The organism is Streptomyces sp. NPDC001219, assembly GCF_053597915.1.
In genome coordinates this window covers 106,757-133,301 of record NZ_JBSFJF010000019.1, presented here as the reverse complement: position 1 = coordinate 133,301, position 26,545 = coordinate 106,757, and the positions used below count along the sequence as shown (strand labels likewise).

The 26,545-nt window shown below is 68.9% G+C and carries 23 protein-coding genes, 4 pseudogenes and 1 riboswitch; of the genes and pseudogenes, 15 read left to right on the top strand and 12 right to left on the bottom strand.

The window, feature by feature from the left end:
* Positions 1 to 90: 90 nt before the first annotated feature.
* Together ACWC9R_RS15395 and ACWC9R_RS15390 are read right to left on the bottom strand one after the other, a co-directional pair.
* Positions 91 to 390, bottom strand: a pseudogene (locus ACWC9R_RS15395) (integrase core domain-containing protein); the annotation flags it as partial.
* On the bottom strand, positions 384 to 1,421 hold the full coding sequence (locus ACWC9R_RS15390; protein WP_450731883.1) for a Tn7 transposase TnsA N-terminal domain-containing protein: 1,038 nt from the start codon (positions 1,419 to 1,421) through the stop codon (positions 384 to 386). The gene ACWC9R_RS15390 and the pseudogene ACWC9R_RS15395, both read right to left, overlap by 7 nt.
* 1,281 nt (positions 1,422 to 2,702) lie before the next feature.
* A riboswitch (cobalamin riboswitch) is annotated at positions 2,703 to 2,921 on the top strand.
* Positions 2,922 to 3,092: 171 nt separating this feature from the next.
* On the opposite strand from ACWC9R_RS15390, the gene thiI reads away from it, so the two are divergent.
* Positions 3,093 to 4,412: a tRNA uracil 4-sulfurtransferase ThiI gene (gene thiI / locus ACWC9R_RS15385; protein WP_450731881.1), complete on the top strand. Its 1,320-nt coding sequence runs from the start codon at positions 3,093 to 3,095 to the stop codon at positions 4,410 to 4,412.
* 412 nt (positions 4,413 to 4,824) lie between these two features.
* Here the strand turns inward: thiI and ACWC9R_RS15380 are convergent, their stop codons facing one another.
* The 4 genes from ACWC9R_RS15380 to ACWC9R_RS15365 all read right to left on the bottom strand — a co-directional run bounded on the left by ACWC9R_RS15380 (position 4,825) and on the right by ACWC9R_RS15365 (position 8,395).
* The gene (locus tag ACWC9R_RS15380) at positions 4,825 to 5,307 is read right to left on the bottom strand and encodes a DedA family protein (protein ID WP_450731866.1); all 483 of its coding nucleotides are present in this window, start codon (positions 5,305 to 5,307) and stop codon (positions 4,825 to 4,827) included.
* 374 nt (positions 5,308 to 5,681) lie between these two features.
* On the bottom strand, positions 5,682 to 5,891 hold the full coding sequence (locus ACWC9R_RS15375) for a hypothetical protein (RefSeq protein WP_450731864.1): 210 nt from the start codon (positions 5,889 to 5,891) through the stop codon (positions 5,682 to 5,684).
* Between the two features lie 146 nt (positions 5,892 to 6,037).
* On the bottom strand, positions 6,038 to 7,483 hold the full coding sequence (locus tag ACWC9R_RS15370; RefSeq protein ID WP_450731862.1) for an oxygenase MpaB family protein: 1,446 nt from the start codon (positions 7,481 to 7,483) through the stop codon (positions 6,038 to 6,040).
* Positions 7,484 to 7,933: 450 nt separating this feature from the next.
* Complete coding sequence (locus tag ACWC9R_RS15365) at positions 7,934 to 8,395, bottom strand: GNAT family N-acetyltransferase (protein WP_450731861.1); 462 nt, start codon at positions 8,393 to 8,395, stop codon at positions 7,934 to 7,936.
* A 170-nt stretch (positions 8,396 to 8,565) separates the two neighbouring features.
* Here ACWC9R_RS15365 and ACWC9R_RS15360 point away from each other — a divergent pair, with 170 nt between their 5' ends.
* The 3 genes from ACWC9R_RS15360 (at position 8,566) to ACWC9R_RS15350 (ending at position 11,221) form a co-directional block, all read left to right on the top strand.
* Positions 8,566 to 8,862 carry a tryptorubin family RiPP precursor gene (locus ACWC9R_RS15360; RefSeq protein WP_450731859.1) on the top strand — a complete coding sequence of 99 codons (297 nt, stop codon included), beginning with the start codon at positions 8,566 to 8,568 and terminating at the stop codon, positions 8,860 to 8,862.
* Positions 8,863 to 8,943: 81 nt separating this feature from the next.
* The gene (locus ACWC9R_RS15355) at positions 8,944 to 9,990 is read left to right on the top strand and encodes a cytochrome P450 (RefSeq protein WP_450731857.1); all 1,047 of its coding nucleotides are present in this window, start codon (positions 8,944 to 8,946) and stop codon (positions 9,988 to 9,990) included.
* A complete protein-coding gene (locus ACWC9R_RS15350) occupies positions 9,974 to 11,221 on the top strand; it encodes a cytochrome P450 family protein (RefSeq protein ID WP_450731855.1) in 1,248 nt (415 codons plus the stop codon). The genes ACWC9R_RS15355 and ACWC9R_RS15350 overlap by 17 nt, the downstream gene beginning before the upstream one ends.
* Before the next feature lie 447 nt (positions 11,222 to 11,668).
* Here ACWC9R_RS15350 and ACWC9R_RS15345 read toward each other — a convergent pair whose 3' ends face one another.
* A complete protein-coding gene (locus ACWC9R_RS15345; RefSeq protein ID WP_450731854.1) occupies positions 11,669 to 12,373 on the bottom strand; it encodes a DUF4232 domain-containing protein in 705 nt (234 codons plus the stop codon).
* Between the two features lie 363 nt (positions 12,374 to 12,736).
* Positions 12,737 to 13,651: a LysR substrate-binding domain-containing protein gene (locus tag ACWC9R_RS15340; protein WP_450731852.1), complete on the bottom strand. Its 915-nt coding sequence runs from the start codon at positions 13,649 to 13,651 to the stop codon at positions 12,737 to 12,739.
* Positions 13,652 to 13,758: 107 nt separating this feature from the next.
* On the opposite strand from ACWC9R_RS15340, the gene ACWC9R_RS15335 reads away from it, so the two are divergent.
* Together ACWC9R_RS15335 and ACWC9R_RS15330 are read left to right on the top strand one after the other, a co-directional pair.
* Positions 13,759 to 14,604 (top strand): oxidoreductase, encoded by an 846-nt coding sequence (locus tag ACWC9R_RS15335; protein WP_450731850.1) that lies wholly within the window; start codon positions 13,759 to 13,761, stop codon positions 14,602 to 14,604.
* Positions 14,605 to 14,934: 330 nt separating this feature from the next.
* Positions 14,935 to 16,350, top strand: coding sequence for an MFS transporter (locus ACWC9R_RS15330; protein ID WP_450731849.1), 1,416 nt, complete (start codon positions 14,935 to 14,937; stop codon positions 16,348 to 16,350).
* A gap of 509 nt (positions 16,351 to 16,859) precedes the next feature.
* On the opposite strand, the gene ACWC9R_RS15325 is transcribed toward ACWC9R_RS15330, so the two are convergent.
* Positions 16,860 to 17,933, bottom strand: coding sequence for a protein kinase family protein (locus ACWC9R_RS15325; RefSeq protein ID WP_450731879.1), 1,074 nt, complete (start codon positions 17,931 to 17,933; stop codon positions 16,860 to 16,862).
* A gap of 137 nt (positions 17,934 to 18,070) precedes the next feature.
* Here ACWC9R_RS15325 and ACWC9R_RS15320 point away from each other — a divergent pair.
* The 3 genes and pseudogenes from ACWC9R_RS15320 to ACWC9R_RS15310 form a co-directional block, all read left to right on the top strand.
* A pseudogene (locus tag ACWC9R_RS15320) lies at positions 18,071 to 18,274 on the top strand (IS982 family transposase); the annotation flags it as partial.
* Positions 18,275 to 19,001: 727 nt separating this feature from the next.
* A complete protein-coding gene (locus tag ACWC9R_RS15315; protein WP_450731847.1) occupies positions 19,002 to 20,042 on the top strand; it encodes a vWA domain-containing protein in 1,041 nt (346 codons plus the stop codon).
* A 369-nt stretch (positions 20,043 to 20,411) separates the two neighbouring features.
* Positions 20,412 to 20,654 (top strand): hypothetical protein, encoded by a 243-nt coding sequence (locus ACWC9R_RS15310; protein ID WP_450731845.1) that lies wholly within the window; start codon positions 20,412 to 20,414, stop codon positions 20,652 to 20,654.
* A 38-nt stretch (positions 20,655 to 20,692) separates the two neighbouring features.
* On the opposite strand, the gene ACWC9R_RS15305 is transcribed toward ACWC9R_RS15310, so the two are convergent.
* Positions 20,693 to 20,926, bottom strand: a complete 234-nt coding sequence (locus ACWC9R_RS15305; protein WP_450731844.1) for a hypothetical protein — start codon at positions 20,924 to 20,926, stop codon at positions 20,693 to 20,695.
* 45 nt (positions 20,927 to 20,971) lie between these two features.
* On the opposite strand from ACWC9R_RS15305, the pseudogene ACWC9R_RS15300 reads away from it, so the two are divergent.
* A pseudogene (locus ACWC9R_RS15300) lies at positions 20,972 to 21,101 on the top strand (IS21-like element helper ATPase IstB); the annotation flags it as partial.
* Between the two features lie 97 nt (positions 21,102 to 21,198).
* On the opposite strand, the pseudogene ACWC9R_RS15295 reads toward ACWC9R_RS15300, so the two are convergent.
* Positions 21,199 to 22,286 (bottom strand): annotated as a pseudogene (locus tag ACWC9R_RS15295) (MerR family transcriptional regulator).
* 351 nt (positions 22,287 to 22,637) lie between these two features.
* Here ACWC9R_RS15295 and ACWC9R_RS15290 point away from each other — a divergent pair.
* The 5 genes from ACWC9R_RS15290 to ACWC9R_RS15270 all read left to right on the top strand — a co-directional run bounded on the left by ACWC9R_RS15290 (position 22,638) and on the right by ACWC9R_RS15270 (position 25,422).
* Positions 22,638 to 22,763: a hypothetical protein gene (locus ACWC9R_RS15290; RefSeq protein ID WP_450731842.1), complete on the top strand. Its 126-nt coding sequence runs from the start codon at positions 22,638 to 22,640 to the stop codon at positions 22,761 to 22,763.
* On the top strand, positions 22,760 to 23,014 hold the full coding sequence (locus ACWC9R_RS15285; RefSeq protein ID WP_450731840.1) for a hypothetical protein: 255 nt from the start codon (positions 22,760 to 22,762) through the stop codon (positions 23,012 to 23,014). The genes ACWC9R_RS15290 and ACWC9R_RS15285 overlap by 4 nt, the downstream gene beginning before the upstream one ends.
* The gene (locus ACWC9R_RS15280; protein WP_450731838.1) at positions 23,011 to 23,973 is read left to right on the top strand and encodes a phosphotransferase family protein; all 963 of its coding nucleotides are present in this window, start codon (positions 23,011 to 23,013) and stop codon (positions 23,971 to 23,973) included. Before ACWC9R_RS15285 ends, ACWC9R_RS15280 begins: the two co-directional genes overlap by 4 nt.
* A gap of 272 nt (positions 23,974 to 24,245) precedes the next feature.
* Positions 24,246 to 24,464: an EF-hand domain-containing protein gene (locus ACWC9R_RS15275; protein ID WP_362610882.1), complete on the top strand. Its 219-nt coding sequence runs from the start codon at positions 24,246 to 24,248 to the stop codon at positions 24,462 to 24,464.
* A gap of 451 nt (positions 24,465 to 24,915) precedes the next feature.
* Positions 24,916 to 25,422, top strand: a complete 507-nt coding sequence (locus tag ACWC9R_RS15270; protein ID WP_450731836.1) for a DinB family protein — start codon at positions 24,916 to 24,918, stop codon at positions 25,420 to 25,422.
* Here ACWC9R_RS15270 and ACWC9R_RS15265 read toward each other — a convergent pair.
* Positions 25,419 to 26,483 carry an EamA family transporter gene (locus ACWC9R_RS15265; RefSeq protein ID WP_450731835.1) on the bottom strand — a complete coding sequence of 355 codons (1,065 nt, stop codon included), beginning with the start codon at positions 26,481 to 26,483 and terminating at the stop codon, positions 25,419 to 25,421. The two genes, ACWC9R_RS15270 and ACWC9R_RS15265, sit on opposite strands and share 4 nt — an antisense overlap.
* Positions 26,484 to 26,545: the final 62 nt, after the last annotated feature.

The following is a 26,545-nucleotide window of genomic DNA, read 5'->3' as shown; positions in this document are numbered from 1 at the left end:
AGCCCGTTGCGCATCGGTCACCGACAACGGCGGAATCTTCGGACCCGGACGACTCATACCCAACCAACGACGAATCTCTGACTCAGGTCACTAGGTGTGTTGTTCGGAGAGGTTGGTGACGTGGCTTGCTGGGGTGTGGCCGCTGATTCCGGTGTGGGGTCGGTGGTAGTTGCACCAGTCCAGCCAGTCGGGAAACGCTGCCTGCCGCTCGGTGTCTGAGGTGTAGGGCGGCTGGCAGGCCCATTCGTCGAGCAGGGTGCGGTGGGAGCGTTCGACCTTGCCGTTCGTCTGGGGTCGCCAGGGACGCGTCCCGCGGGGACCGATGCCCAGGTCGTGGCAGGTCTGGCGCCAGGTGTTCTTGCGGTAGGCCCAGGCAAGGTCGGTCAGGAGGTGCCGCCATCCGACTTCATGTCTACCGGTGTCGGCTGAGGACTGGGAGCAGTCGGTTTCGGTGGCCGGTTTGAGCTGGTGGTGCCGGTCGCTCGCAGTCGGTAGGGGCGGGTGTGCCATGTCCAGCCGTGCTGCAGGATGAGCGCTGCCAGGTCCATGGAATCGAGTGGTATGGACCCGATCGCGGCGTGTACTTGGGGCCAGGTGAGTTCTTCGTGCTCGGCCAGGGCGGTGCTGAGTGCTGCTTCCAGTCGTGGATCGGTCGAGCGGTTTTCGAGATGTTTGCGGGTGCGGACGCTGTCGGTCGTCAGCAGGCCCCATCCTCTTTCGCGGCAGAACTCTTCCATTGCCCAGTATTTGGCTATGTTGATGGCGATGGCCATCTCGTATACGGGTTTGACTTCGATGAGGAGGCAGCGTCCGTCAGAGGTGGCCACAAGCAGGTCCGGGTAGTAGGTGTACTGCTTGCCTGCGAACTGGTACCTGATGGTGAGGGGTTGTTCCTGGTAGTACGCGACCTGTTGTGCGAAGCTGAGGAGTTGGATCACCTGCCGCTCTATGCTGGACTCGTAGGCCACGTCCCGGTTCAGTTTGGGGCAGTGCCAGGTTCCCGAGTATTCATCGTCTTTGTTCGCATCACGGAGCGCGTGCAACTCCCCTGGTGCGGGCGGCGGTTGTTGTGGCGTCCCGAACCACGTGATGTCCTCAGCCAGGGCAGCCCAGCGTTGTGTGGCGCGGTCTACGCGTCCCTGCCTCGCGGCTTCACGGCGGGCGGCAGTGTCTCGCTGCTTACGCACGATCGTGACTTCGGCCCCTAGGTTGTCTGCGTGTTCCTTGGCGGCGCCGGCCAAGCGGGCAAGCAGCGGAACCGCGTATCTCGCATCCAGAGCAGGCAGGAGGATCTCGGCCAGGTCGAAGAGGCGTTCGCCGCTTGAGGGCTCGGTGTCCGATGGAGTGACGTCGATGCCGCTCAGTTCGGCGAGTAGCGTGCCAAGCCTCCGGGAGGCTGGCGCCCGCCTCGACCTGGCCATGTACCGGAGCGCTCGCTCCTGCAGCTGGCGGGCCCGTTCGCCGGTTCCGCCAAGGGCCTCGCCTACCTGTCGGAGTGTTTGCGCCGGCTGGTCATGCTGGCCCAGGCGGCGGGACATGACCTCCCGATCCCGATCGGAGGGGATTTCCGCTACAGCCGCGGCGACGAGTTCCCGCAGGATCAGCACCGTGTTGGCGTCATGCTCGGTGAACGCGCTCCAGTCGGCCGGCAGGTCCGAGGAACCGGGGCACAGGGACTCCAGTAACCAGTCATCCAGCAGCAATCGGGCGTCCTTCTGCCACAGGCGCTCGGCGGTTGCCCGCCGCACCGGCACGGCCACGGCAGCGAGGTCTTGCGCTGCGTGGCGGGCGTGGAAGGCTTCACGCCTCTCAGGGCGCAGTGTGTGGCCGGTCGTTCGTTGCCAGTCGTTCAGTACCTCGTCCACTGCGGCGGCGGTGGGCGAGGGGCGGGAGGTGCGCCGACGGTTATGCCTGCGCCGTTGCTGTCGTTCGTGGAGGCGTTCGTCGCGCACATTCCGCCACGCGTATGCGGGGTCGTCAGCAAGCCGGACTCGTAGCCATTCCAGCGGGTCGTTGTCGTCCGAAGCGGCCGGCAGAGCGAACTGTTCCAGCCGGTAGAGGACGGAGGCAGGAGAGCGGCCGAGTCTCTCGGCGAGCTGCTGCTGGTCCAACCCCTCGCGTACGCCGTCGACGAGCGTGGCGTCCTCTGCCTCACTCCAGCCACGGCCATGACGTGATTCCGGCGTCCCGTCCAACACACTCTCCCCTCCTCGCTCCTACACTGCGCGAAAGCAGTATGCCCACCGGATCTGACGCCGACTCTGGTGAACGTCGCGTGCAGGGGCCGCTCTCCAGGCTCGCCCCGAGGGGTGCCTGTGCACCGGTCTACATGCTCGATGCGGCGGTGGGACGTCTGCGCGCCTGGACGGCCGGTCCTTGCACCACTGTGGAGGCCGAGCTTCTTTCACTCTCCACCACAGAAATGGTGGTTGAGGAAAACTGCTGGAGATGCACCTTAAGCAGCCCAGCGCCCACATCGAGCAGCGGAAGTTAAAGGCTCCGCGATACCGGACATTCTGCGTGCTGAAAAACCGCACGTGCGGTAAGGCGCGTATTCGATGCCGTAACGCCCACAACGTACAGACCCTGAACCTACGGGTCAGCGGCCCTCTTCCTCAGAATACCCAATAGCCTCTTGAACCGGCCGTCCCGGCCCAAAGTGGACAGCCAAGGTCTGGTTCACTGAATGCCCGCCACCTTGTCTACCCTGGACCGGCAGCTGGTTCGCCCCGCCCGCCAGGCGGGGTGTCGCAAGAGGGAACCCGGTGGGAATCCGGGACTGCCTCGCAGCGGTGAGTGGGAACGATCGCCGTCATGAAGCACTGGGCCCGCGTGTGACCTGGGAAGCGACGGTCAGTAGGTGTCCCGTCCTCCGGGGTGTGCTCACGAGTCCGAAGACCTGCCACTGCTCGTGCGGGGTGCGATCACCACGCACGGTTCCACGCGTCCCGGTAGCGGGACCGCTGAGCGAGTGGTGTGTTCCACCCAGCCCTGCGCAGAGCGGGGACGGGCGGGCCCCCGCCCCGTTCGCGGCCCGGCGCCGGCCCTCACGACGACTCGCGAAGGAGAGTTTCGTGCCCGGCGAACCGAGCATGCCCGCCATCCCCTCCCCCAGAGCACCCCGCCCGAGCGGGCCCTGTGTCCTGCTCAAGCATGGTGAGGTCTTCCTCAAGGGCCGCAACCGGCATGTGTTCACCGAGCGGCTGCACGACAACCTCCGTGGCGCCCTGCGCGGTATCGGCGGTTCCACATGGATCAAGTCCGGCCAGAACGTGACCGTACTCGGCGGCGAGGTTCCCTTGGAGGACCTCGTGGAGCGCGCCCGCCGGGTGATCGGGTTCAACTCGGTGGAGCCTGCCCTGCGCGTTCCGAGCACCGTGTCGGACATCACCGAGACGGCTGTGGAGGCGCTGGCCGCCGCTCGTACGGAACGGCCGGGAATCAGCTTCGCCGTGCGGGTCAAGCGGCGGAACAAGAACTTCGAGATGACCTCCTCGCAGTTCGAGCGCTTTCTCGGGGCCCGCGTCCGGGAAGCCCTGGGCCCCCTGCCGGTGAACCTCTCCAACCCGGACGTACTGATCTCGGTCGAGATCGACCACAAGGAGAGCTACGTCTCCTGGAGCCGTCACCAGGGACCGAGCGGACTGCCCGTGGGCTCCAGCGGACGCGCCCTGGTACTGCTCTCCGGCGGTTACGACTCGCCCGTGGCGGCCTACCGGGCGATGCGCCGCGGACTGCACTGCGACTTCGTCCACTTCACCGGCGCTCCGTACACGAACGCCGCTTCGGTCTACAAGGCGTACGCCCTCGCCCGTGAACTCAACCGCTACCAGCCCGGTGGGCGGCTGCATGTCATCGCGCTCGGCCACGCACAGAAGCAGCTGGCCATCGCGGGGGCCGGCAGGCTCCAGGTCGTCGCCCAGCGACGGCTGATGGTCCGCGCCGCTTCCGCGCTGGCGGGCCGGACCCGGGCGGAGGCTCTGGTGACCGGTGACAGCCTGGGGCAGGTGGCCAGCCAGACCCTGGCGAACATGGCGGCCGTCGACGAGGCGGCAACCCTGCCGGTGCTGCGACCGCTGGTCGGCTGGGAGAAGCAGGAGATCATCGACGAGGCCCGGTCCATCGGCACCGCGGAGATCTCCGTGCTGCCGGACGAGGACTGCTGCAAGCTCCTCGCACCGCCCCGGGTCACCCTCCGCGCCGGGCTGACCGGCCTGCATTCGGTGGAGAAGCGCCTCGATCTGGACGAGGTGGTGGATGGTCTGTTGCGCGACGTCCAGATCATGTATCCGGGAGACTCCGGCGAGGAGGCGGATCATCCCGAAGCGGACAGCCCGGATCACCGCCCCGAGCCCGGCCGCCCCGTTCCGGCCGTATGTGCGACGGAGCAGCCGGGGCTGGCGTCCTCATGACCGGAGAGGGCCGTCGGCAGATTCTCGTGATCGGACCTCGGACGGTGCGCGGCTGTCATGTCCAGGGCCAGCATGTGCGTCATGACGACAGCGGCCGTTCCCCTCCCCACCTCCGCACCCGCCCCTGTCTGGGCTCGCCGCGCCGCCCACGCCATCGCTCTGTGCGCCCTGCCGTCCGGCCTGTGGCGCATCGCCATGGCATCCGGTGTCTGGCCAACCGGCCGAAGTTGCCGACCACGTACTGGAGTTGCGCGCCATGGCACGGGCGCGTCATAGCTGGATCATGGATGTCTGCCTCCTGCGCGCTGACAGTCCCGAGCAGTTGGGAGATTCCATGTCTCCAGAGGCCGGATAGAACCCCCGTCGATGGTAGAGAGCTTTGACTGGCTCGCAGTCGAGACCCGGGCGGCTTTCAGGATTCGTCGGCCGCAGTGTTGCGGTTGGCCGCGGCGGCTCTTCTACGCCGGTACACCATCGCGCCGATCACCGCGAGGAGGAGGACGGTGACCGCGCCCGCGCCAAGCGCCGTCTGCTCGGCAAACAGCCTTGCAAGGAGTTTCAGCACGCCGATCCCGGCCGTCGCGTAGACCAGCGCCCAGCCCGCTCCGCCGACGAACAGTGCTGGGAGGTAGCGCGAGAGAGGCATGTGCATGCTCCCCGCGAGGAAGTTGGCAGCGGTCTGGAATCCGACGGTCAGGAAGGAGACGGCCACCACCGGTGCGCCCCACCGTTGGATCGCGCGCTCGGCACGTCGGAACTTGGGCGTGGAGATCCGCTCCGCGAGCCTGCCACGCCTGGCACCGGCCCCGGCGAGCCAGCCGACGGCGAAGGTCCCTCCGGCGCGCAGCAGGACGATGGCGTAGAGACCGGCGGCTGTGAGCACGACCTCAGACACGACGGCTCGCCCACCACGCCGGTCCCTCGCCATGGACTGCTTCTACCGTCACCCGATGTCGCGATTCTCGCCCCAGCGGGCTCGCAAAGGGCACGAGGCTGGTCTCATACCTCACCTGCATCTGCTGGTCCGTCCCTGGATGCGTGTCGAAGCGGCACTGGCTCCCCGGCACGACGCAGAGCGTTCCTGCGTCCAGGGGCCTGCCGAGTACGGCCGCTCGTCAGGGCCACCCGGCACACCCAGATTAAGCGAACATGCGTACCCCGGGTACATGGCCCTCCTACGGCCGGGCGCGACGGGCACTCCGTTTGACCGAGGGCAGTCATCGCCCAAAGGTATGGCGGGGCCTACCAAGGAATTCCACGCCTCGGGTATCAGCTCATTGCGTTGCCGGGAAGAGGCTGGAGCAGGCCGCTGACGGCGTCGACGTTGTTCGGCGGGCCGCGCGCAGGGGCGATCAGGGCCGTGTTGTTCAGCCCGGCCAGTTCCTCCCGTAGGACCGGGGCGGCGGTAACGAGGACGACCTTGAGCTGGATGATCGCCTGGTGCGGCCCTTGACCGCCGAGCCCTTGGCGAGTTTGCACACCCTCGCGATGTGCACCGGCCCGTCGCCAGCCTCTGACCGGGCGCGCGCCCGCCCGGTCACAGGCCGCGAGCGCGACGACCCACTATTCCCGCCGCCCCGCCAAGGCCCATCACAGCTGCCCCGGCACTCCGCCCACATCAGCCGCTACGGGCGTCCGAGGAGTTGGCTGCCGGCCGTGCTGTCGCTGCGGGCGGTGAAGTAGTCGGTGAAGGCCTGGACGAACTCGTCCTCGGTGATGCGCCCGTCTCCATCGTGGTCGAGCTGGCGGAAGCCGTGGTTGAGTTCGGCGGGGTGGACCCGGGAGCCGCCGAAGATCGTGCGGTATTCGTCGGCACACAGGTGTCCGCTGCCGTCGGTGTCCGCAGCGTGGAAGATCGCCCGCACCGCGAAGTGCAACCCCTGCTCGAGATAGTCCGGCCCGGTGTCGATCCCGGTGAGCATGGCGGTGACGAACTCCTCGCAGGTCACCTGTCCGTCGTCGTCAGCGTCCATGCCGGTCCGCAGGTGCTGCCACCAGGTCTCGAAGGCGGCATAGACGCGGGCTTCGCGCTCAGGGGTGAGTTCGAGCGGCCAGCACACGTTGTGCGCCATGGCCTGCAGATCGGCCGAGCTGATGCGCCCGTCGCCGGTCTGGTCGAGGACCTGGCGGAAGAAGGTCCGCAGACGCGCCGGGCGGGGATCGGCACCCTTGCGGCGGCGTGGTGCGGGAATCCGGACAGGGCTCGCCTCCGGCGAGGCAGGACGGTCGGTGGAGGCGGTGGGAGGCTGCGAAGCCGAGGAGTTGCCCGCCAGTGGGGTGCGGTAGCGGCGGTGCTCGGGCAGCGCGTTCATCAGCACGCGCATGCCGCGGTGCAGGAGGAAGGACAGCAGGGCCGCGCGGCGGGTGCGGGGCAAGCTGAAGCGCTCGCGGAAGGCTTCCGGCAGGTCCGCGAGGGTGAGCGCACCGATCACGTGGGCGGCCACCGTGCGCACAAGCGGCCAGGCCGGCTTCAGGAGGCCGAGGCGGCGGGGGGCGGGTGCTTCACGGAGCATGTCGAAGAGCAGGTAGCGCACGGGTTCGCTGTATTCGAGGCGCTCGCGGATCGTGCGGTCCATATACGCGGGCACGTCCGCGGCCGTGGCCGGGAACAGGTCGTCGGAGAGGCCGAACTCGGTACACACCGCACGGAATTCTCCGTACATCTGAGCCAGTTCCGGTGGCGCCAGCGGGCGGCCGGACAGTTCCCGCATCGCCGTCATGCACTCGTACAGGGTGACCAGTACCCACACCCGAACCGCCGGGTCCAACGCGGTGAACGGCCTGCCCTGCTCGTCGGTCCCGGCCAGACGGCGGTGCGTGCGCTCCAGACGGGCGACCTCACGGCGTAGCCCTTCACGGTCGGAGAAGAACAGCCGCTTCCCGCTGTCCATGGTGTGCTCGATACGCCGCCAAGGGTGCGCGCGGTAGGTGGAGAAGTTGGCCATGCCGGCGGCGACCGCCGGGTCCGCGGTCTGCAGAACCAGCAGCCGCCACGCCACCAACCCGATCCGCCACTCCCCCAGCGTGCGGCGCAGCAACGAATCAGGACCAGGAAGATCAGCCGTAGCCAAGGGGACGTCTCCTCAAGCACGTGTACAGGAATGAGTGAGCAGGGGACGCCCGAAGAGAGATCATCCGGCTATCCGCCCAGCCCAACGGTCCTACCGGATTCCGGGAGCGGCCAGATTCCCGAATTCACCCATCCGAGACACGCCACAAGGCCGCGGAAACGGCAATTCAGATACGGGACTTCCGCCTGGCCGCCTCTACCCGAGCACGACATTCCGAGCAGAGCGGATTCTCTGGGGTTACGGGTGCGGAGCGAGGTCGGGCGGGGCGACTTGGTGGAGCTCAGTGCCAGCCCTGCCGACGATTCGAGCGCTCCCCGACGTCCTGGCCGCCCAACACCGCGAACGCGCCCGCGCCCACCCGCATCCGCATCCCCACCCGCATCGGGAAGGGTGTCCACCGGGGAGCCGACCGCTCTCACCCCGCGGTCTGATCACTCTCCTCAACCAGTGCTACTGCTGGGGCTGCCAGACGTAGCGGACGTCCGGCTCTCGCTCCTCGTTGCGCAGCCCGTCCGTTCGCTCGACCGCGTTGAAGCCGTGCCGTTCGTAGAAGCGTTGTGCCGCTTCGTTGACCTGGAACGTCCACAGCCCCAGCCCGTCCGGCCGCTGCTGCTTGGCCAGGGCCATGAACCGGTCGCCCAGCCCCCGCCCGCGCCACGATGGATCGAGGTAGAGCTGCTCCAGCTCCCCGCCGTCGAGCACCAGGAGCCCCACCACGTCGCTCTCGGCGACCGCCACCCAAGTCTCGTACTGCGGCACCACCACGTACGAGAACCAGGCCCGTACCTCGGCATCGTCATGCGCGCGGCGCACCGATGGCAGCGCAGCGGTGAAGGAACGCAGCCACACATCGGCCGCGTCGAGCGCGTCGGCACCGCCCGCACGACGAAGAACAACGTCATCAGTGGTCACAGCGCGAGACCCTCGCAGACCACCGGTCGAACCGCATCCGAATTCCAGGCCACCGTCCGCCACTGCCCCGCCCCAGGCACCCCGTTGACCGTTTCCGGTCGCAGCACTGCGCGTACGACGCCCCGGCCCCTTCGGTAACCGGTCACGTGGCCCCGCAGTCATCGGTGTGCATGTGCTACCCCGTGACTGCTCCTCCTCGCCCCGTAGCAATCCGAACGGTTCGTCATGTCGATCGGACACATGGTGCCGTGGCGCCCTGGCATCGACGACGCCTTGAGGGCGTTCATCATTCGTTGATCCCCCTGGCGCACTCTTGTCGAGCAAGCTGCGTGCGACCTCTGCACGAGGAAGTGCGTGGTGTCTCCACCCGGAAAGGGGGTGTAGTGATGAAGCTTCTCTTCGCCATTCGCAACAAGGTGTCCGCTCAGAAGAGCCTCAAGGCCAGCGCCTGGTACTTCTGGTACTAGGCCGAGAAGTCGTCCCCGCCGCGAGGCGGGGACGATGCCGCCCGCCGACGCTCGCCCCTCTCGGCCTTCCCGGAGACCTCCATGCGCGCCACGGTGTTCCATCCACGACTCGCCGCCCTGTTCCGGGACCACCTCGGGCACGACGTCTTCCGGCTTGAGCCCGACACCATCGGGGTCGCCGGATACGAGGTCGCCGACCGGCTCCTCGCCGCCCGCCGGGCGACTGAGACCGAACGGCCCACGTTCAAACCTCTGCACGGGCGTTCGATCTCTCGCAGCGTGGCCTCTTCGGTGATGCGGACCATCGGCGGCGATGTGCGTGAGGCGCTGGCGAGGACTCGCCCTCGCCCCGAGGACGTCGATCTGTCCGGGGTATGGCCGCTCAGGGGACATCTGTTCCTGCGGGACCTGGTCCTCGGCCGGGACCCGTACCGGTTGCGCATCCTGATGAGCCGCAACCTCGAACTGACCCCCAAGCTGACCTGGACGGTGATCGCGGCGGGCGCCGCGCTCCCGGGGCGGGTCAGCCGGCGGAAAGCCCCGCTGACCGCGATCGCGGGTCTGACGGCCGATGCCGTCGGCTATCACGAGCGGCGATACGCCATGGGCATGTACCGGCGCGCGGCGGCCCCCGTGTGCTTCACGGTCTCCACCCTCGTCACCAACGCGCTGTGGCTCGGCTCGCCCTTCGACCCCGAGACGCCGAACCGGCACATCCTGTACGAGGCCATGCGGCTGCTGCCGCCTTCCTGGAACATCCTGCGCAACGCCTGCCCCGAATACCCGAGGATCGACGGGCGGATCGGGGCGGACGACGACGTCCTCCTGCTGCCTCTCCTCTCGCACCGGGACCCGAAGCTGTGGGACGACCCGGACGAGTTCCGTCCGGAGCGCTGGGAGAACCTCGACCCCGATACCGCGCCCGGCTACCTTCCCTTCGGCCACTCCTCCGAGCGCTGCTGGGGCCGGCACATGGTGATGCCGCTCGCCGAACTGCTCCTGGACCTCATCCGCGGATCGGGGCTGGAGGTCGCCCCGGGGCAGACGTCCGCGAAGGTGCCTCTCGTCGGGCTGCTCGGCGTGGAGGACGTACAGGTGACCAAGGTGCGTCGTGGTGCCACTTCCTGAGCCGTCCGAGGAGACCGAGACGGTGGGCGCCTCCTTCGCCTGCCATCCGCACGAGACGTACCGGCACTGGCGTGAGACGGGTGAGGTCCGCAAGGTCCGCTTCTCCGGTCCCGCGCCGCTGGCCGGCTGGGTCGTCACCGGGCACGCCGCCTGCCGGGCGGCCCTCGCCGACCCGCGGCTGAGCAAGGACGGCGCGACCGAGGTGTTCGCCCGGTACGCGGGACTGCCGACGGGCGGTCCGGGCGGAGCGCTCACCACCCACATGCTCAACTCCGACCCGCCGCGCCACACCCGGCTGCGCCGCTTGGTGCAACAGGCCTTCACGCAGCGGCGGGTGGCAAGGCTCCGACCCGCCATCGAGGCCCGCGTCACCGCACTGCTCGACGCGCTGGACGGGCCGGGCGAGCCAGACCGGCCGGAGGGACCGGACGAGGTCGATCTGATCGGCAGGTTCGCGCTGCCACTGCCGCTGGCCGTGATCTTCGACCTGCTCGGTGCTGACCCGGGCGACCCCGGAATCCTCCAGGTCAGGGGCCACACGGTGACCGGGGACGAGGGCGACGGCGAGGTGTCCGTCCCGACGGCCGAGGCGATACTGGACCGGCTTCGCGCCCTGATCGAGCAGAAGCGGGCCCACCCGGGCGACGACCTTCTGTCCGCTCTCGTCGCCGCCCGTGACGACGGGGACCGCCTCACCGAGGAGGAGGTCACCTCGATGGCCTTCCTGCTGGTGCTCGCGGGCCACCAGACCACCGTCAACCTGATCGCCAACGGCCTGTACGCCCTGCTCACCCACCCCAGGCAGCTTGCCGCGGTGCGCGCCGACGCCTCGCTGCTCCCCCGCCTCACCGAGGAAGTCCTGCGCCACGAGACCCCGTTCGGTATCGCGAGCCTGCGCTACACCACGCAGCCGGTGACGATCAAGGGCACGACAATCCCGGCCGGCGAGTTCGTGCAGATCGCGCTGCTGGCCGCGAACCGCGATCCGAGGGTCTTCACGGACCCCGACCGGTTCGACCTCACCCGCGACACCTCCGGACACCTTGCGTTCGGCCACGGCATCCACCACTGCCTGGGCGCCCCGCTGGCGCGTCTCCAAGCCGAAATCGCCTTCGGTCATGTACTGCGGCGCTTTCCTGCTCTACGCCTGGCCGACCCGGAACGCGCCCCCACATGGCAGGACAACCCGCGGCACCGGGGGCTCCTCACCCTGCCGGTCCGGCTGCACTGACGGCAGAGACCAGAAACCTCCCCTGGGAGGGCTTTGTTGGCGGGTCTTCGTGCGGTTGGCGTTTGGTGGTTCGCTGGCAACTGGGCACGGTGGGAAGGCGGTACGCCGGTACCCGCTCGCATGGCACGTAGATCAGTCGCAAGGCGGCTACCCCTATCCGGGGACCGCTCTCGCAGGCCGGCGGCCTTCTTCCTGCCTTGCCCTCGGCGTCCCGGGCATGCTGAAGCGCCGACGCCGGCTCGGCGCCCTGCACGTCCCTGATGGGGGCCGCGAGAGGGGGTGGGAGTGTCTGCAGACAGCCGTATGGCCATCGGTGGGTGAGCCGCTACCTTCGCCCACTTCGTTGTTGAAGAGGTTGAAGAGTTCGTTCAAGCCCTCCCCCACGAGCACAGTGCGGCCCCGACCCGGAGGACCCGGATCGGAGCCGCACCGATGAAGCGTCAGGCGTCAGTTGTCCGTGCCGTCGCCGGGGACGGCGTCGGCAGGGGCGGTGTGCCAGTTGGTGACGATGGGCTTGTCGACGGTGACGGAGCCGGTAGCGACGCTCGCCGGGTTCGCGTCGGACGAGCCGATGGCCGCGATGAGGAACGTGAACTCGACGCCCTCGTCGCCGTTGGTGGTCTTGGGGTTGATGCCGGCGTAGGCGGTCTTGGAGCCGCTGAGCGTGATCGCCGGGCCGACCGCCTGCTCGGCGTTCGTCGCCTCAATGCCCTTGGAGCCGAAGGAGACCGAGGGCAGCCCACTGGGAATCGTGCACGTGACGCCGGGCTTGGCGCGAGCCGACAGCAGGATATAGCCGCCCGCCTGCGTCTCGGAACGTGCCGAGAACTTCAGGTCGTTGGCCCCGCAGGCCTGCCCGTAGCCCTTCTTGCCACCGCCCGGTGCCGACTCGGAGCCTGACGAGGACGAACCGTCCTTCCCCGACGCGCCCCCGTTCGAAGACGCACCGGCCGCCTTGCCGCCGTCAGCGCCCTCCTGGGACCCACCGCTCGACGACTCCGCTGTGGCCTTGCCGGACGCCGCGGAGTCGCCGCCCGAGGCCGACCCGCCACCGCCGTCCGGACCGCACGCGGTGACGGTCACCGCGAGCGCTACACCGGCGGCCGCGGTGAACGCGACACGTCGGATACGGGCGGTGCTGGTGTGGTTCACGGATACTCCTTGTTGCGTTCAGGGATGGAGAGGCCAGGCTGACGACCTGTCGGCCCCTCGTCGGAAGTTCCTATTCTCACCCACGCCACCTCCGACCCTACGCGCGGGTAACATCCGAACTGGCTGGACAGCTGGAGCTGTTGAACTTCTCGGCGCAGGGCCCCTCCAGCCGTCCGTGCGCGCCGCGTCAGGTACGCCTGCGGGCACCAGCTTCTCGCGCCCGCCGGGTGCAGCGCGTCGACAGCCCGAGCACACACAGGTTCCTGGGTTCTGGTCCTCGAACACGCCGGAATGCGTGTGTGCCGTCCCGCAAGGGCGCCCCCGAGCGTCCCGCTCACCCCATGCGCCATAAACCGGCTCCCTTCAAGACGCGCCGGCTCCCACCTTTGCCGCCGCAGCCAAGTAGGCCGCCACCAAAGGCCGTTCGTCGTCCCGACGGGCGGCTACCGCCAGACGGGAGGGGGAGATGCCCCGGACCGGCACGGCGATCACCTCGTCCCGGACGACCAGCGGGGCGTTGCCGGTGGCCAGAAGTACCACGCCCTGGCCGTTGGCGACCGCCTCGTGGGTCTCCTCGGCGCTGCCCACCACCCCGCCTATCAGCGGCGCGCGACCGTCCCGGGCGTCCAGGGCCAGCCAGTAGTCCCGCAGCGGACCAGCCTCGGAGGGGAGGGCGAGGAACGGCTCGTCGAGGAGGTCGGTGAAGTCCACCGCCCCCTCTCTGTCGGCCGCGGCCCGCGCCGCCAGGGGGTGCCCCGGCGGCAGCGCCACAAGGCGTGGCTCCTGGGCCACCACTGCATGCCGGTAGCGGTCGCCGTCCGGCAGTGGCAGCCAGACGAAGGCGACATCGCTCGATCCGTCCGCCAACCCGGCACTCGGGTCGGCCCAGTTGACCTGCCGCAGGACGGGCCGTGCGTGCGGATACCGGGAGACCAACCGGGTTCGCAAGGCGGGCAGCAACCCGCGGCCCGGGCTGGTGGACATGCCGATCACCAGGGTGTGCAGCTCGGCGGCCCTCGCCTCCTCCACCGCCGCCTCGGCGGCCTCCCATGCGGCCAGCATCCCGCGGGCGTGCGGCAGCAGGGCCTCCCCCACCACGCTTAACCGCACCACCCGCCGGTCCCGATGGAAGAGTTGCGCGCCGACCTGCTTCTCCAGCATCCGTATCTGCTTGCTGAGCGCGGGCTGGGAGACGAACAGCCGCTCGGCGGCCCGGGTGAAGTTCAACTCCTCGGCGACTGCGGCGAAGTAGCGCAGATCGCGTCCATGGACATCCATAACTCATAGCTATCACGGCAGGTCTTGGACGTGGTGCCTGATCCCGTCGAAGGATGGGATCTGTCAGCGGGCAGGCCCCGAACGGCAGTTGAGAGGGAGACTCAGAGATGAGTGAGAACGGCAAGGTCTGGCTGGTCACCGGTGGGAGCAGCGGGTTCGGGCGGGCCATGGCCGAGGCCGCGGTCGCCGCCGGTGACACGGTGATCGCGACGGCCCGACGGACCGAGGCGCTGGCCGACCTGGTCGCCGCGCACCCCGACCGGGTGGAGGCGATCAGCCTGGACGTGACCGACGGCGAGCGGATCGACGTGGTGGCCGCCGACGTCCTGGCCCGCTACGGCCGGGTGGACGTGCTGGTGAACAACGCCGGGCGCACGCAGGTCGGGGCGTTCGAGGAGACCACCGACCGGGAGCTGCGCGACCTGTTCGAGCTGCATGTCTTCGGCCCGGCGCGGCTGACCCGGGCGCTGCTTCCGCAGATGCGGGAGCGGGGCAGCGGATCGATCGTGAACATCAGCAGTTTCGGCGGACAGCTGTCCTTCGCCGGGTTCTCCGCGTACAGCGCGACCAAGGCTGCACTGGAGCAGCTGTCGGAGGGCCTTGCCGACGAAGTGACGCCGTTCGGCATCAAGGTGCTGATCGTGGAGCCCGGCGCGTTCCGCACCAACCTGTTCGGCAAGGGCGCGGCCTACTTCTCCCAGGAGCAACCGGCGTACGCGGAGAAGGTCGGCGCCACCCGCAAGCTGCTGCAGGACGGCGACGGCACCCAGCCCGGGGACCCGGCGAAGGCCGCGGCGGCGATCCGGCTGGCCCTGGACGCCGAGAAGACCCCACTGCGGCTGGCCCTCGGCGGCGACGCGGTGGACTTCCTCGTCGGGCACCTGGACTCGGTGCGTGCCGAACTCGCCGAGTGGGAGAAGGTCTCCCGGGGGACGGACTTCGACACCCGGTGACGGGCCGGGCGGCGTGGGAGCTGGTACAGGCCGGCGCGGACCCGCTCCAGGCCGGTGCGGGACCTGTCAGCGCAGACGGAACCCGTTCCTCTGTGGTCCTTGAGCCGATTGGGCTGACGGCAACAAGGAGCTGAGCTGCCCGCACGGGACGGCCGGCTGTCAGGCACACACCGCTGGGCCGGGCGGCGGAGCTCCCGCCGCCCGGCGTTGGCTCACCGCCACCGCGCCAGGGCGCTTCCGCTACCAGCCGCCGCCCCCGTCAGCGGCCGCCCCTCTCCAGCCCTCCCCCTCTCAGCTGCACCACTTCAAGACCGTCTCAGGAGTGCCCTCATGAAATCCCTGCTCAAGTCCTCCCCTGCCTCCGGCGCCGCGGCCGATGCGCCGCGGTCGGCCCGGGGCGGGTCCACCGTGGTGCTCGGCGCCGCCCTGCTCGGCTTCTTCCTCATCTCGCTGGATGCGTTGATCGTCACCGTCGCACTGCCCGACATCGGCCGCAGCCTCGACAGCGGCATGTCCGGCCTGCAATGGATGGTGGACGGATACACGCTCACATTCGCCGCCCTGATGCTCTCCGCGGGCGCCCTCTCCGACCGCATCGGGGCCCGGCAGGCGTACGGCGGCGGGCTGGTGCTCTTCGCGCTGGCCTCGGCCGCGTGCGGACTGGCACCCCACCTCGGTGTGCTGGTGGCGGCGCGGCTGGTGCAGGGAGCCGCGGCGGCGGTGATGATGCCGGCGTCGCTGGCACTGGTCCGGCAGGGCTTCCCCGACCAGGCGAAGCGGGCGCAGGCGATCGCCGTCTGGACCGTGGGCGGCGCGGTCGCGGTGGCGGCCGGGCCGGTGCTCGGCGGGGCGCTCACCGCTACCGTGGGCTGGCGGTGGATCTTCTTCGTCAACCTCCCGGCGGGCCTGCTGGCGCTCGCCCTGCTGGCCCGGGTGCCGGCCTCCCCGCGGCTGCCCGCACGGCTGGATGTGCTCGGGCAGGTGACGGCGGTGGTCGCGATGGGCTCGCTGACGTACGGCGTGATCGAGGGCGGCGACCAGGGCTTCGGCCAGCCGCTCGTGGTGGCGTCGCTGCTGGTGGCGGCCGCCGCGGCAGCCGCCTTCCTCACCACGCAGGCCAGGGGCGCGCACCCGATGCTCCCCCTGTCACTGTTCCGCTCGCGCGTGGTGGCGGTGTCCCTCGTGGTCGGCTTCATGCTCAACGCCGCCTACTACGGCGGGGTGTTCATCTTCAGCCTGTACCTCCAGCAGGAGCGCGGGCAGTCGGCGCTGCATGCGGGCCTGATGTTCATCCCGATGACGGCGCTCGTCGCAGTGGTGAACCTGGCTTCGGCGAAGCTGGCGGCGCTGTTCGGCCCGCGGGTGCCGATGGTGGCAGGACAGCTGGTCGGGACGGCCGGACTGCTGGCGCTGCTCGGCGTCGGCGCGCACACCAGCGTGTGGGCGGTGGCGGCCCTGATGGTGCCGGTCGGCCTCGGCGGGGCACTGACCGTGCCGGCGCTCACCGCCATGCTGCTCGACGCGGTCCCTGCGGACCGGGCAGGCACCGCGTCCGCCGTCCTCAACACCGGCCGCCAGGTCGGCGGAGCGATCGCGGTGGCGGTCTTCGGAGCGCTGCTGGCGGGTGCCAACACCTTCCTGACCGGAATGCGGTGGAGCATGCTGCTCGCCGCGGCCGGACTCGTAATGACAGCGGGCGCGACACTCACGCTGCCGCGGAAGGGGCACCGGGGCGGGGAGGCGTGAGGCTTGCGGACGGCGAACTCCCTGGCGCCGCATGGCCGACCCGCCGTTGGCTCAATGGTGCGGGTCCGCCGCCCGCGGTTCGTGCTTGCAGAGGCTGCACTCCCCAGCGGCGCCCACGGCGCTCCTGGTGCGCTGGGTCGGGTTCTCTGGCGGCCCTGGACGGCGGTCTCCTGCGGCGCGGTGAGCGCGATGTCGGCCTGGGCGCCACCCTTCCGGGCGCGTTTCGCGTACCCGTGGCGGGCAGCTGTGCCTCGGTCCGGTTGAGGCGATGGTGCCGATGCCGTCGAGTGTGTCGGCGGCGGTCTGGGCTTCGGCCTGGGGTTTCGGCCGGCCGCTGGGAGGTGGGTCGGGCCAGGTTCGCGGTGGCCGCAGGGTGACCGAGTCCTTGCCGGGGCCGGAGCGCACCCATATCCCTACGGGTCACCTGCGACAACGCCAGCGCGGTCCGCCATTACTCGACGGCCCCGTCCTCCGAGCAGCGGGCCGTCCCCGTGGACTGGTGCGAATTCTCAGACGGAGGAGATGTACATCCCTCCAAGCTGGCGGATCTCCTCCAGCGGGTAGGGCGTCTGCCTGCTCTGGCGCTGGAACTTGCGGTGGAAGTCGGACATCAGCGCGGCGATCGGTGCGTGCCGGGCGAGGATCGCCGCGGGCCCCTCCGCGATTCCTGTGGGGCGCTTACCCTCTGCGTAGGCACGCACCAGCGCGTAGCGTCCCTCCCGGTCCTCCCTCTGGAATCCGTACAGAGCGGTGACCAGCCAGTTCACCAGATACGTGGCGGTGTAACAGCGGTCGTAGGTCTGGTGCCGGTCGAAGAAATCGACCTCGTCCCGCGACAGCTCGAACCTGGAGGAAAGGGCGAGCCCGTAGTCCGTGAAGTAGAGGCGCCGGCCGTCGGTCAGGATGTTCTCGAAGTGCGCGTCGAAGTGCAGGAGCCCGCGGCTGTTCATGAACGAGGTGCCGGCTGCCAGTTCCCTCTCCACCATGGTGCAGGCCCGGTTGGCGGTCTGGTCTCCTGCATCGACCTGAGTACCCAGCCACTGGTGCAGGTTCTGCGGGATGTACTCCAGGAACAGCGCGACGCTCGCAGAGGACTGCTGGAGAGCCTCAATCCGGTGCCGCACCTGTGATCCGCTGCCCCAGTACGCTACGGCCCGCTCGACGTCGGCCAGTTCCTCGGGTAGAGGCGTCGAGTCCGGCAGTACCCGCCAGTGGTACATCAGGGGGAAGCCCTCGTATTCCCGCGCGAGCACCCAGTTCGTCGTCATGGTGTGCACGGCGAGCTCTCTCCAGGCCCCGAAGCCCGGCGCGCCGATGGTGCCGATGCCGTACTGGCAGAATGTGGGCATCTCGAACAGGTTCGCCGTGGACCGGAAGTGGTCAAGGTGCCTCTCCAGGTCGGTGAGGGGCACCCGCTTCACGAAGACCGGCGTTCCGGCGACCTCCAGCAGGGCCGACTTCCCGCCGATACCTGATCCGATCGGCACGGCCGCGTCCACGAGCGCGCGTAGGGCGCGATCACTGCACAAGGCCAGGTATGTGGAGACGGCGCTATGGGCGGCCAGACGCGCACCGCGCGACATGCCGGAGCGCTTCACTACGGCCTCCACCTGGGCGCCGACCTCGATTCTGCAATGGCTAGGCAGTTCCGCCGAGCGCAACGACGCGTGGCCCTGCGATGTGGCCTCCGGAGCGGGCGGAGGACGGCCAAGGTCCATGTGTGTCGACAGACCTCAGCACCCTCTTGGCCGCACCCTACGTGAAGACCGATGACAGAAGGGGAGGAATCCCACGCCTCAGCAGACCGCTGCTGCTCAGTGGTTCCGAGCTCGTCTGTGTTGCTGTGGCCCAGGCTCTGCTCGGGTACCACTCGGAGGAATGGTGGCTGGGTTACGCGAGCAAGCACCTGATCGGCATGTTCCCGGACGCCCGACCGTCCAGCGTTCGAGCATGGCGACCGGGACCCGGTCTCCCGCCCACAGCGGCCGAGGGCGGGGTCAGGGTCGAGGTCGGGAAAGCCTCCTGTTGCGCAGCAACTTCGCACCCGTCGCATCCCCGCCCACGCGACCACGCACAAGCGGGCCTCGCGAAGTGGGGCACCTCAACTGCCGGAAGACCGGCCCGGCATGGCTGCGACTCCCAGCCTATGACCCGCCACACCTGGACACGAGCGGGTTCAGTGCGGGGTGGGGGTGACGATCCCCCAGCGCTGCAGGGCCTGTTGGCGGTGAGCGACCCGGTGGGGCGGACAGGGGTGACCGCGTCGGCGATCTACGTATCCCGGACGGCGGGTGGCCGGCCCCGTCGTCCGTCAGCTCTCGCAGGGGCCCGGGCGGCCCAGCGCCGGCTGATTGGCGCGACAGCAGCATGCTGACCCGGTGACAGACGGCGCCTTGGTGAAGCGTGTTGCGACTGCAGACCGGTCTCCGCACGTCACATGCGGTCACCCAGGTTCAGGCTGGGCGGACCTCCCCTCCGGTGGCCCGCTGACGCGGCCCAGCGTGACGGCCCCAGGCCCGGATCTTGCCTCCTAGAGGTTCGATCCGAGCACTTCGGGAGCACCTCGGGCCCGCACCCACCTGGATTCCAAGATCGATTGTCAGTGGTGGGTGAGACGATCGATACATCGAGTCCGAAGAGGGGGAGCAGTTATGTCCGGAAGCCAGAACTACATCAATCACGTTGCTCTTGTGCTGGATGCCAGTTCGTCCATGTCGCACCTGAGCCGCAAGGTTGTTGAAGTCGCCGACCAGCAAATTGCCTATCTGGCCCGCCGGTCGGAGGAACTGGACCAGGAAACCCGTGTGACGGTGTACGTCTTCGCGGACAAGGTGGAGTGCGTCATCTACGACAAGGACGTGCTGCGCATGCCGTCCCTGAAGCAGCTGTACGGGGTTGGCGGAATGACGGCTCTGCTGGCCGCCACGCTGAAGTCGCAGAGGGAGCTGGCGCAGACCGCTCAACTTTACGGCGACCACAGCTTCCTGACGTTCGTCCTGACTGACGGACAGGAGAACGCAAGTCATCGCTGCCCGGATGTCCCTGCCGGGGAGCCGCGTGATCTGGTGCAGGCCGTGGCCAAGATGGTCGAGACGCAGGAGGACAACTGGACACTCGCGGTCCTCGTGCCGGACCAGATGGGGAAGCGCGAGGCCATGCAGTGCGGTTTCCCGAAGGACAACATCGCTATCTGGGATGCCACCAGCACACAGGGCCTGGAGGAGGCCGGGCAGGTCATCCAGCAGGCAACCGAGAAATTCATGGTGGGGCGCACCAAGGGCATCCGGGGATCACGGGCGGTTTTCTCTACCGGTGCCGATGCAGTCAACCGCGACACCATAGAGGCTGCCGGCCTCACCCCGGCGAATCCGTCCGAGTACCAGCTGATTGCGGTGGCTCGCGAAGCGACGATCCGGAACTGGGTCATCGAATGCGGGCACACATTCCGTACGGGCTGCGCCTTCTATCAGCTGAGTAAGTCGGAGAAAATCCAGGCACGAAAGCAGATTGCGGTACTGGAGAAGAAGACGGACCGGGTATACACAGGGCCGGAGGCCCGAGCCCTGCTCGGCCTGCCCGACAGCGAAGTCCGCGTCAAGCCGGACCACAACGACGACTTCACGATCTTTGTACAGAGCACCAGCGTGAACCGGAAGCTGGTACCGCACACGCGCCTCCTGCTGATGGTCTGACGCCGTGAAGGCCCCGCCGGCCGGCCGGCGGGGCCTTCCCGCGCAGGTCGGGCGACGGGACGCCCGGGTGTGCGTTGTGCTGGTTGCCTGGCAAGGCTGGACGGCGGCGATCACGACGGCGGGGGTGTCGGCGTCGATGACGGCTGGTGGGGAGGTGGGCTTCGAGATTCTGAACACCTAGTTGGCTGACGTAGCGTCAAAGGATGTGCAGTCAGGACGCCGTGACCAGCGATTTGTGACCTTTGAGCGGCAGGTCCCAGGGCGTTCTCGTCGAGCCTGCTCGTTCGCGGAAGGGAGCGGCCCTGCCTGCCCTGTCGGGCATTCGGTCTCCTAGACTGCCCTGGTCTCAAAGTTTGATCGGAGCACGACATGCGTCGCCTCATCCTCATCCCCACCCTCGCGGCAGCCTGCACCCTCGCGCTCGCCGGGTGCGCGCAGGACTTCGGCCACGGCCCCGAGGGCCGGGTCACCGACAAGAGCAAGGACGGGAAGAAGTTCTACCTGGTCGTCGATCCCGTGAAGGAGGGCAAGGCGAAGAAGTTCCGGGTCAGCAAGTACGACTACCACGACTGCTACCGGGGCTCGAAGTACCCCAAGTGCATCGACGACTAGGACTTGTCCGGTCGATCAGGCAACGTCAGCCCTGTGCATCAGGCGTCGCTCGCGGCCGCATCTCCGGTGGGCTGATGACCGTCTTCGAGCTCGGCCGGGATGCCGGTTCGGTGGGCGTCGAGGCCGGCCTGCACACGGCGTAGCAGCAGGCCGCCGATGCAGTCAGGAAGGTCCGCGGGAGGCACAAAGCGGTAGTCGATGAGCTCTTCCGCGGGAAGTCTGATGGCGGCCTCCTCGGCCGTTCCCAGAAGGCCGCCGTCGAGCAAGTACATGACTCCTGGCTTGAAACGGTTCGCGGTGGCGGGGACGAAGTCCACACACTCACCGATCCCCGACCCTGCGCGACCATCCTCGACCGGCTGACCTTCAACGGTGCCATCATCCAGACCGGCACCGAGCCCTACGGCCTCGCCCCACACCAAGGCCCAAGCCGAACAAGCCCAGGCCCCAGCTGGCCGGGCGCCGCACAGGAGGAGCCGCCTGACAACCGGCCAGCCCAGCAGACCATCCAGAGGCCGCCATGACACGGCCCCTGCGACGCGACTCAAGCTATGAGAAGACGGAGGCCGAGATCTGCCGCGTCGAGGTCGGCGAGGTCGCTGTTGCGCTTGGCCCACCGGCCGGAGTCGAGGTCGTCGCTGAGGCTTCGCACCGCCCGCTGCTCGGCCTGCGGCCCGACCCTCGTCCACACCGACATCGCACGGCGCACGTGTTCCTCCAGATACCCCCCGGTCGGCGCCAGTACGCCTCGAACAGGCCGTCAGCGCAGTCCCACGGGATGGGCACCTGCTCAGCACGGGCGCCGATCGCGTCGACCATCCCCGCAAGCGAGGGGAAGTCCGCGAGGACGGCAGCGAACTCGGGCAGGTAGTCGCGGGTAAGCCAGAACCGGTCCGGCCATCCGGGCTCGTCGGCGCCGAACGTGAGGACCACTACACGTCGGGCTACGCGCCGCATCTCGCGCAGCCCCGCTAGTGGGTCTCCCCAGTGGTGAACGGTGGAGACGGCCATCGCGACGTCGAAGGAGTGGTCCTCGAACGGCAGGCTCTCCGCGGCGGCGGCCACGCACGGCGCCGAGCCGACAGGCCGCTGTCCCCGCATGACCGCCGATGGCTCCACCGCGGTCACATCGCGATCGGCAGGCTCGTAGGAGACGGTGCCGGCCCCGACGTTCAGCACCGTCTGCGCGTCGCCGAGCGCGTCCCAGATCTGCGCGGCGATCCGTGGCTCGGTACGCCGTGTCGCGGTGTAAGCACCGCCGATCGCGTCGTACAGCCGTGCACCGAGCATCTCCAGTTGCTCCTCCGGCGTCACCTTCACTCCCTTCGCTCGCGCCTCGAGTTCCCTGTCGATGGCCGACACCATGGCGTCAGCGCGATCACGCCGCTCCAGTAACAGGCCACGCAGCCGGCGCAGGTGCGCGACCGCGTCGGTGGACGGGTCGCCGACCAGTTCCGCAACCTCCCGCAGCCCAAAACCCAGCCGTCGATAGGCCAGCACCTCCCGCAGCCGCTCCACGTCGTCCGCCGAATAGTCCCGGTACCCGGCCGCGGTCCGCGCCGACGGCCGAACGAGCCCGATCTCGTCATGGTGATGCAGCGTGCGGACGCTCACACCGGCCAGCTCGGCCACGCGTCCTACGGTCCAGTGATCGTCCACGCCACTCACTGTGCCGCCTGACGCCACGTGAGGGTCAAGGGCCGCACTCACGGCACCAAGACCGAACACGAAGCAGCGGTCCGGGGCGACTCCCGCAAGCCAGAGCGATGGCCTGGTTCAGAAGGGGGCCTGGAACCTGACGGAGTGGCCCGCAGCGTCCAAGTGACATCAAGAGTCGGCTCTGCCACTGCTCTTGGGGATCGAGCGCGGACCGTCACCGCGGTATTTGATTGCGGGTGTTCAGCTCTGTGTGAGACGGCGTACCGCTAGCCACTTCACCACCAGAGGTGACGTTCCGCCAGCTCTGCGCTCGGCGTCCCTCGCGTGAAACCGCGAAGACCAGTGGCCGTTCTGGCGATGCAGGCCGACACGACGTTCTGTGACTCGCTCGTGTTCGACGCCATCGACGACATGGACGGCATGGACGGCATGGACGACGTCGATCCGTGACCGCCGACCTCACCCTGCACTGCGGCTCCGGCGGCACGGGAACAGAAGGCGCACTGAACCGCATCAAGAAGACCACCCGCGATCAATGCCGGAATCCGCCGAATGGGGAGATTCCACACCGCGACCACGGCTTGGTACGAAGACCTGAACAGTGCCTCCAGCAGCTGCGAGTGGAGCAGAGCCGTGTCGCCATCACCTCCAGGGAAAGCTTCTGCGCATGCTGCCGTCCGGATGTTGAAATGGCCCAGTGACCAACCACGATGAGGCGGCGGCAGTACGACCGTTAACACTGGCTTGGGTGAGCCGGCACCTGGAGGTCGGCGAACGGATCGTCAGAGCCGACGCACTCCACGGCGGCATCACTGCCGAAATGCGGAGGCTGACCATCGGCACGCGCCATGGAGGTACCCGTGCCCTGGTGCTGCGGACCTTCGTCGACCCGTTCCATGTGGAGCACGCCGAGGACTCGCTGAACAGGGAGGCCGGCGCTCTGACCCAGCTCGCGGGGACCGGCGTGCCGGCTCCTGGGCTGGTCGCGGTTGATCCGACCGCCGCGCATTGCGAGTATCCGTCGCTCCTGATGACACATCTGGCAGGCCGGCCAGTCCTCAACGATGAGGGAGTGGAGACGCGCGTCCCTCTGCTGGCCCGTCAACTCGTGGCGATCCACGCTTTCCGACCCGCCAAGCGGCCCCGGGAGTATGCGACGTTGACGACCGCCGACACTGTCGTCACTCCGAAGGGCGCCGACGCGGTGGCATGGGCCGCGGCGATCGACCTGATCCGCAAGCCGGCGCCGCCCTATGAAGGGCGGTTCCTGCACCGGGATTTTCAGCCCGGCAATGTGCTGTTCGACGTGCCGCCCCGAAGGCCGGCAGATGCCCGGATCACCGGGGTCGTCGACTGGGCAGCGGCCTCCTGGGGCCCGGCAGATCTCGACGTGGCGCACTGCTCGACCAACCTCGCGCTACTGCACGGCCCGTCATGGGGTCTGCGGTTCTCCGAGGCGTACGAGGAGGCCGGCGGTGTACTGGCCGCGGCCGCGCGCGAGCGGCTGTACTGGCGGGTGCGGGACGGGCTGGCGTGCTCAGAGGAAGTGCAGCAGGTGGCGCAGCCATGGCGGGAGGCAGGAAGGACCGATCTGACGAAGCGCGTGGTGGAAGAGCGGCTGGACGCGTATGTCACCGCCCTGATGGACACGCTGGGCTGAACCAGAGCGGCCCGGGGCGCGGACACGGGAGCGAGTACCTGGCCGGGCTGCCATGTCCGGGAGCGGAGCCGATCGCACACCCGCACCGGCCCCGCCAGTACGGGCTGGCTCCCGGCCGACAGCTCTGCCACGCCTTCGAATCGAACGGCAATCGAGTCACGGGCCTCGGGAAGGCTCGGTCTGCAGCAGTTGTCAGGCCGGGCGACGTCCGGGGTGCTCAGGCGGGCGGATAGCCTGGGCCCATCAGTGAAGATCGCAGAAAGGTGGAGCACATGGCAGACATCATGGAGACGGCGGCGCGGAAGGTCTTCGAGCGTTACGACGTGGACGGGGACGGCCGGGTCACCGCGGACGAATACCGCAAGGTCGTAGCGGAACTGGAAGGCTCGGAGATCACCGAGTCGCAGGCCCAGGAGCTGATCGACTCGCTCGACACCGATGGCGACCGCCAGATGTCCTTCGAGGAGTTCTGGGCAGCCATGAAGGGCTGACGCTGCCGGGTCCGGCAGGTGTCTGTGCCGTGGGATGCGGGATGAGCGGTGCGCGGGTCGGGCCGATGTCCGCTGCGGCGGTTGTGGGGCACGGCATGACAACAGCCGTGGTTTCGCCTCGGAGTTCTGGAGTGCCCCGTAGCCGTGAAGCGCGCTAAGCCGGGTGGTGGGCGAGCACACCGGTAGGGGAAGAGCCCGGACGGGCGTCATCTCCCCAGGGCTCGCCCACCGGGCGCCCGCGCGGGGAACGGGAACCTCACCGGCGGCCGTCGCGTCCCCCTCTCCGTGACCGCCATGCGCAAGGCGGGTGAGGTGGCACGGCGGGTGAGGTGGCCCGATCGTCACGAGGGTTACTGCGAACCCTCGGCTTCGTCGTCGGCCCCGGCACACCGGCCTACCGCCGTCGATAAATGCCTCGACACCGTCGCGGTGATCGGGGACGCTTCGCTCGATGACCAGAATCGACGACACGCCGACCGCGTGGGACGAGCGCAGCCAGCTCACCACGTTTCTCGACTACACACGTGACACCGCCCGAGCCAAGTGCGAGGGTGTCTCTGCGGAGAACGCGCGCAAGGCGCTCCTGCCGGGCTCACCGCTGATGACCATGAGCGGAGTGATCAACCACCTCCGCTGGGTCGAGTACTACTGGTTCCAGGTGGTCTTCCTCGGCGAGGAAGACCGGGGCCCCTGGACCGAGGAGGACCCCGACCGCGAGATGCGTATCGCCGTCGACTTCCCGCTCACGCAGTTGCTCGACGAGTACGCCGAACAGAGCGCCCGCTACCGCGAACTGGTCGCCGGAAATAGCCTGGACAAGCAGGCCCAGCGAGCCGTCCGCAACGGCCTCCACGTCGACCTGCGCTGGATTCTCCTCCACCTCACCGAGGAGACAGCCCGCCACAACGGCCACCTGGACATCCTGCGCGAGATGCTCGACGGCACGACCGGCGACTAGCACCTGTCGTCTGGATCACGCCGCGGACTGGAGACCTGAACCTCTGCGACGGTGCCGGATGACCGGTCAGGGGAATGAATTGTCGCCTCACCGGGCGCCCTCGGCACGGCGGCCCCGGTCCGCGCAGATCCCTCCTCAGTGCGGGAGCCGCTCGTTGCCCGGACGCGTGAGATCCTGCGCTTTCCGGAACCCAGAAAGGTGGCGGCGACGGAGGCGCAGGCGACTGCGGCGATCCCGAGCCACTGGGACCGGCCGAGGCGCTGACCGAGGACGAGCAGGCCGAACAGAGCGCCTGCGGCCGGCTCCAGGCTCGTCAGTACGCCGAAGACGCGCGGTGGAATCCGGCGCAGTGCTTCCAGGTTGAGCGAGTACGGCAGCACGCTGGATACCACTGCCACGACGGCCGCCACCCACAGGACGTGCGGGTCGAGCAGGCCGGAGCCGGCATGCGCGATGCCGTAGGGGGCACTGAGCAGCGCCGCCCACACGAGGGCTACGGCCAAGCCCTGGCCGCCGCTGAGGCGGGTGGCCATGCGGGCGGAGACCAGAATGTATCCGGCCCAGCAGCAGGCCGCCACTGCGGCCAGGACAAGGCCGACCGCGGGCAGAGAGGTACTGCCTCCGCCGCTGAGCAGGAGTACGCCTCCTGCGGCCAGGCACGCGGGGAGCAGGTCGAGCGCGCGGCGTGAGCCTGCGAGGGCGAGGGCGAAGGGGCCGAGGAATTCGATCGTGGCGACGATCCCGAGCGGGATGTGGTTGACGGCTTCGAAGAAGGCGATGTGGTGTCCGGCGAGCAGCGTTCCGGCGGCGAGTACGGTCTTCCAGGCTCCCTCGGTCGACTGGAGCGCTTGGCGCCTCGGGCGCCACAGCACGCAGAGGATCAGGCCGGCGATGAGAAGGCGCAGGAACACCACGCCCGCGGCCCCTGCCTGGGGATAGGCGCTGGGGGCGAGGGCCGCTCCGAACTGAATCCCGCTCACTCCGGCCAGTACGAGACAGGGCGCGGGCACCTTGCCCGCGACGGCGGAGAATCCTCGGGGCGCACTTCTTTGCTGCTGCATTTCTCCGTCCGCGGTTCGGGGCCCGGGCTTGGCGCTGCCCGGGCCGGGGTTCTTGTAGGCGG

Excerpts from the sequence above, each read along its gene's own strand:
- ACWC9R_RS15390 (WP_450731883.1), bottom strand. The coding sequence starts at position 1,421 with ATGGCCAGGTCGAGGCGGGCGCCAGCCTCCCGGAGGCTTGGCACGCTA.
- thiI (WP_450731881.1), top strand. The coding sequence starts at position 3,093 with ATGCCCGCCATCCCCTCCCCCAGAGCACCCCGCCCGAGCGGGCCCTGT.
- ACWC9R_RS15360 (WP_450731859.1), top strand. The coding sequence starts at position 8,566 with ATGTGCTACCCCGTGACTGCTCCTCCTCGCCCCGTAGCAATCCGAACG.
- ACWC9R_RS15355 (WP_450731857.1), top strand. The coding sequence starts at position 8,944 with ATGCGCGCCACGGTGTTCCATCCACGACTCGCCGCCCTGTTCCGGGAC.
- ACWC9R_RS15340 (WP_450731852.1), bottom strand. The coding sequence starts at position 13,651 with ATGGATGTCCATGGACGCGATCTGCGCTACTTCGCCGCAGTCGCCGAG.
- ACWC9R_RS15335 (WP_450731850.1), top strand. The coding sequence starts at position 13,759 with ATGAGTGAGAACGGCAAGGTCTGGCTGGTCACCGGTGGGAGCAGCGGG.
- ACWC9R_RS15330 (WP_450731849.1), top strand. The coding sequence starts at position 14,935 with ATGAAATCCCTGCTCAAGTCCTCCCCTGCCTCCGGCGCCGCGGCCGAT.
- ACWC9R_RS15325 (WP_450731879.1), bottom strand. The coding sequence starts at position 17,933 with ATGTCGCGCGGTGCGCGTCTGGCCGCCCATAGCGCCGTCTCCACATAC.
- ACWC9R_RS15315 (WP_450731847.1), top strand. The coding sequence starts at position 19,002 with ATGTCCGGAAGCCAGAACTACATCAATCACGTTGCTCTTGTGCTGGAT.
- ACWC9R_RS15310 (WP_450731845.1), top strand. The coding sequence starts at position 20,412 with ATGCGTCGCCTCATCCTCATCCCCACCCTCGCGGCAGCCTGCACCCTC.
- ACWC9R_RS15305 (WP_450731844.1), bottom strand. The coding sequence starts at position 20,926 with ATGTACTTGCTCGACGGCGGCCTTCTGGGAACGGCCGAGGAGGCCGCC.
- ACWC9R_RS15275 (WP_362610882.1), top strand. The coding sequence starts at position 24,246 with ATGGCAGACATCATGGAGACGGCGGCGCGGAAGGTCTTCGAGCGTTAC.
- ACWC9R_RS15270 (WP_450731836.1), top strand. The coding sequence starts at position 24,916 with ATGACCAGAATCGACGACACGCCGACCGCGTGGGACGAGCGCAGCCAG.
- ACWC9R_RS15265 (WP_450731835.1), bottom strand. The coding sequence starts at position 26,483 with ATGCAGCAGCAAAGAAGTGCGCCCCGAGGATTCTCCGCCGTCGCGGGC.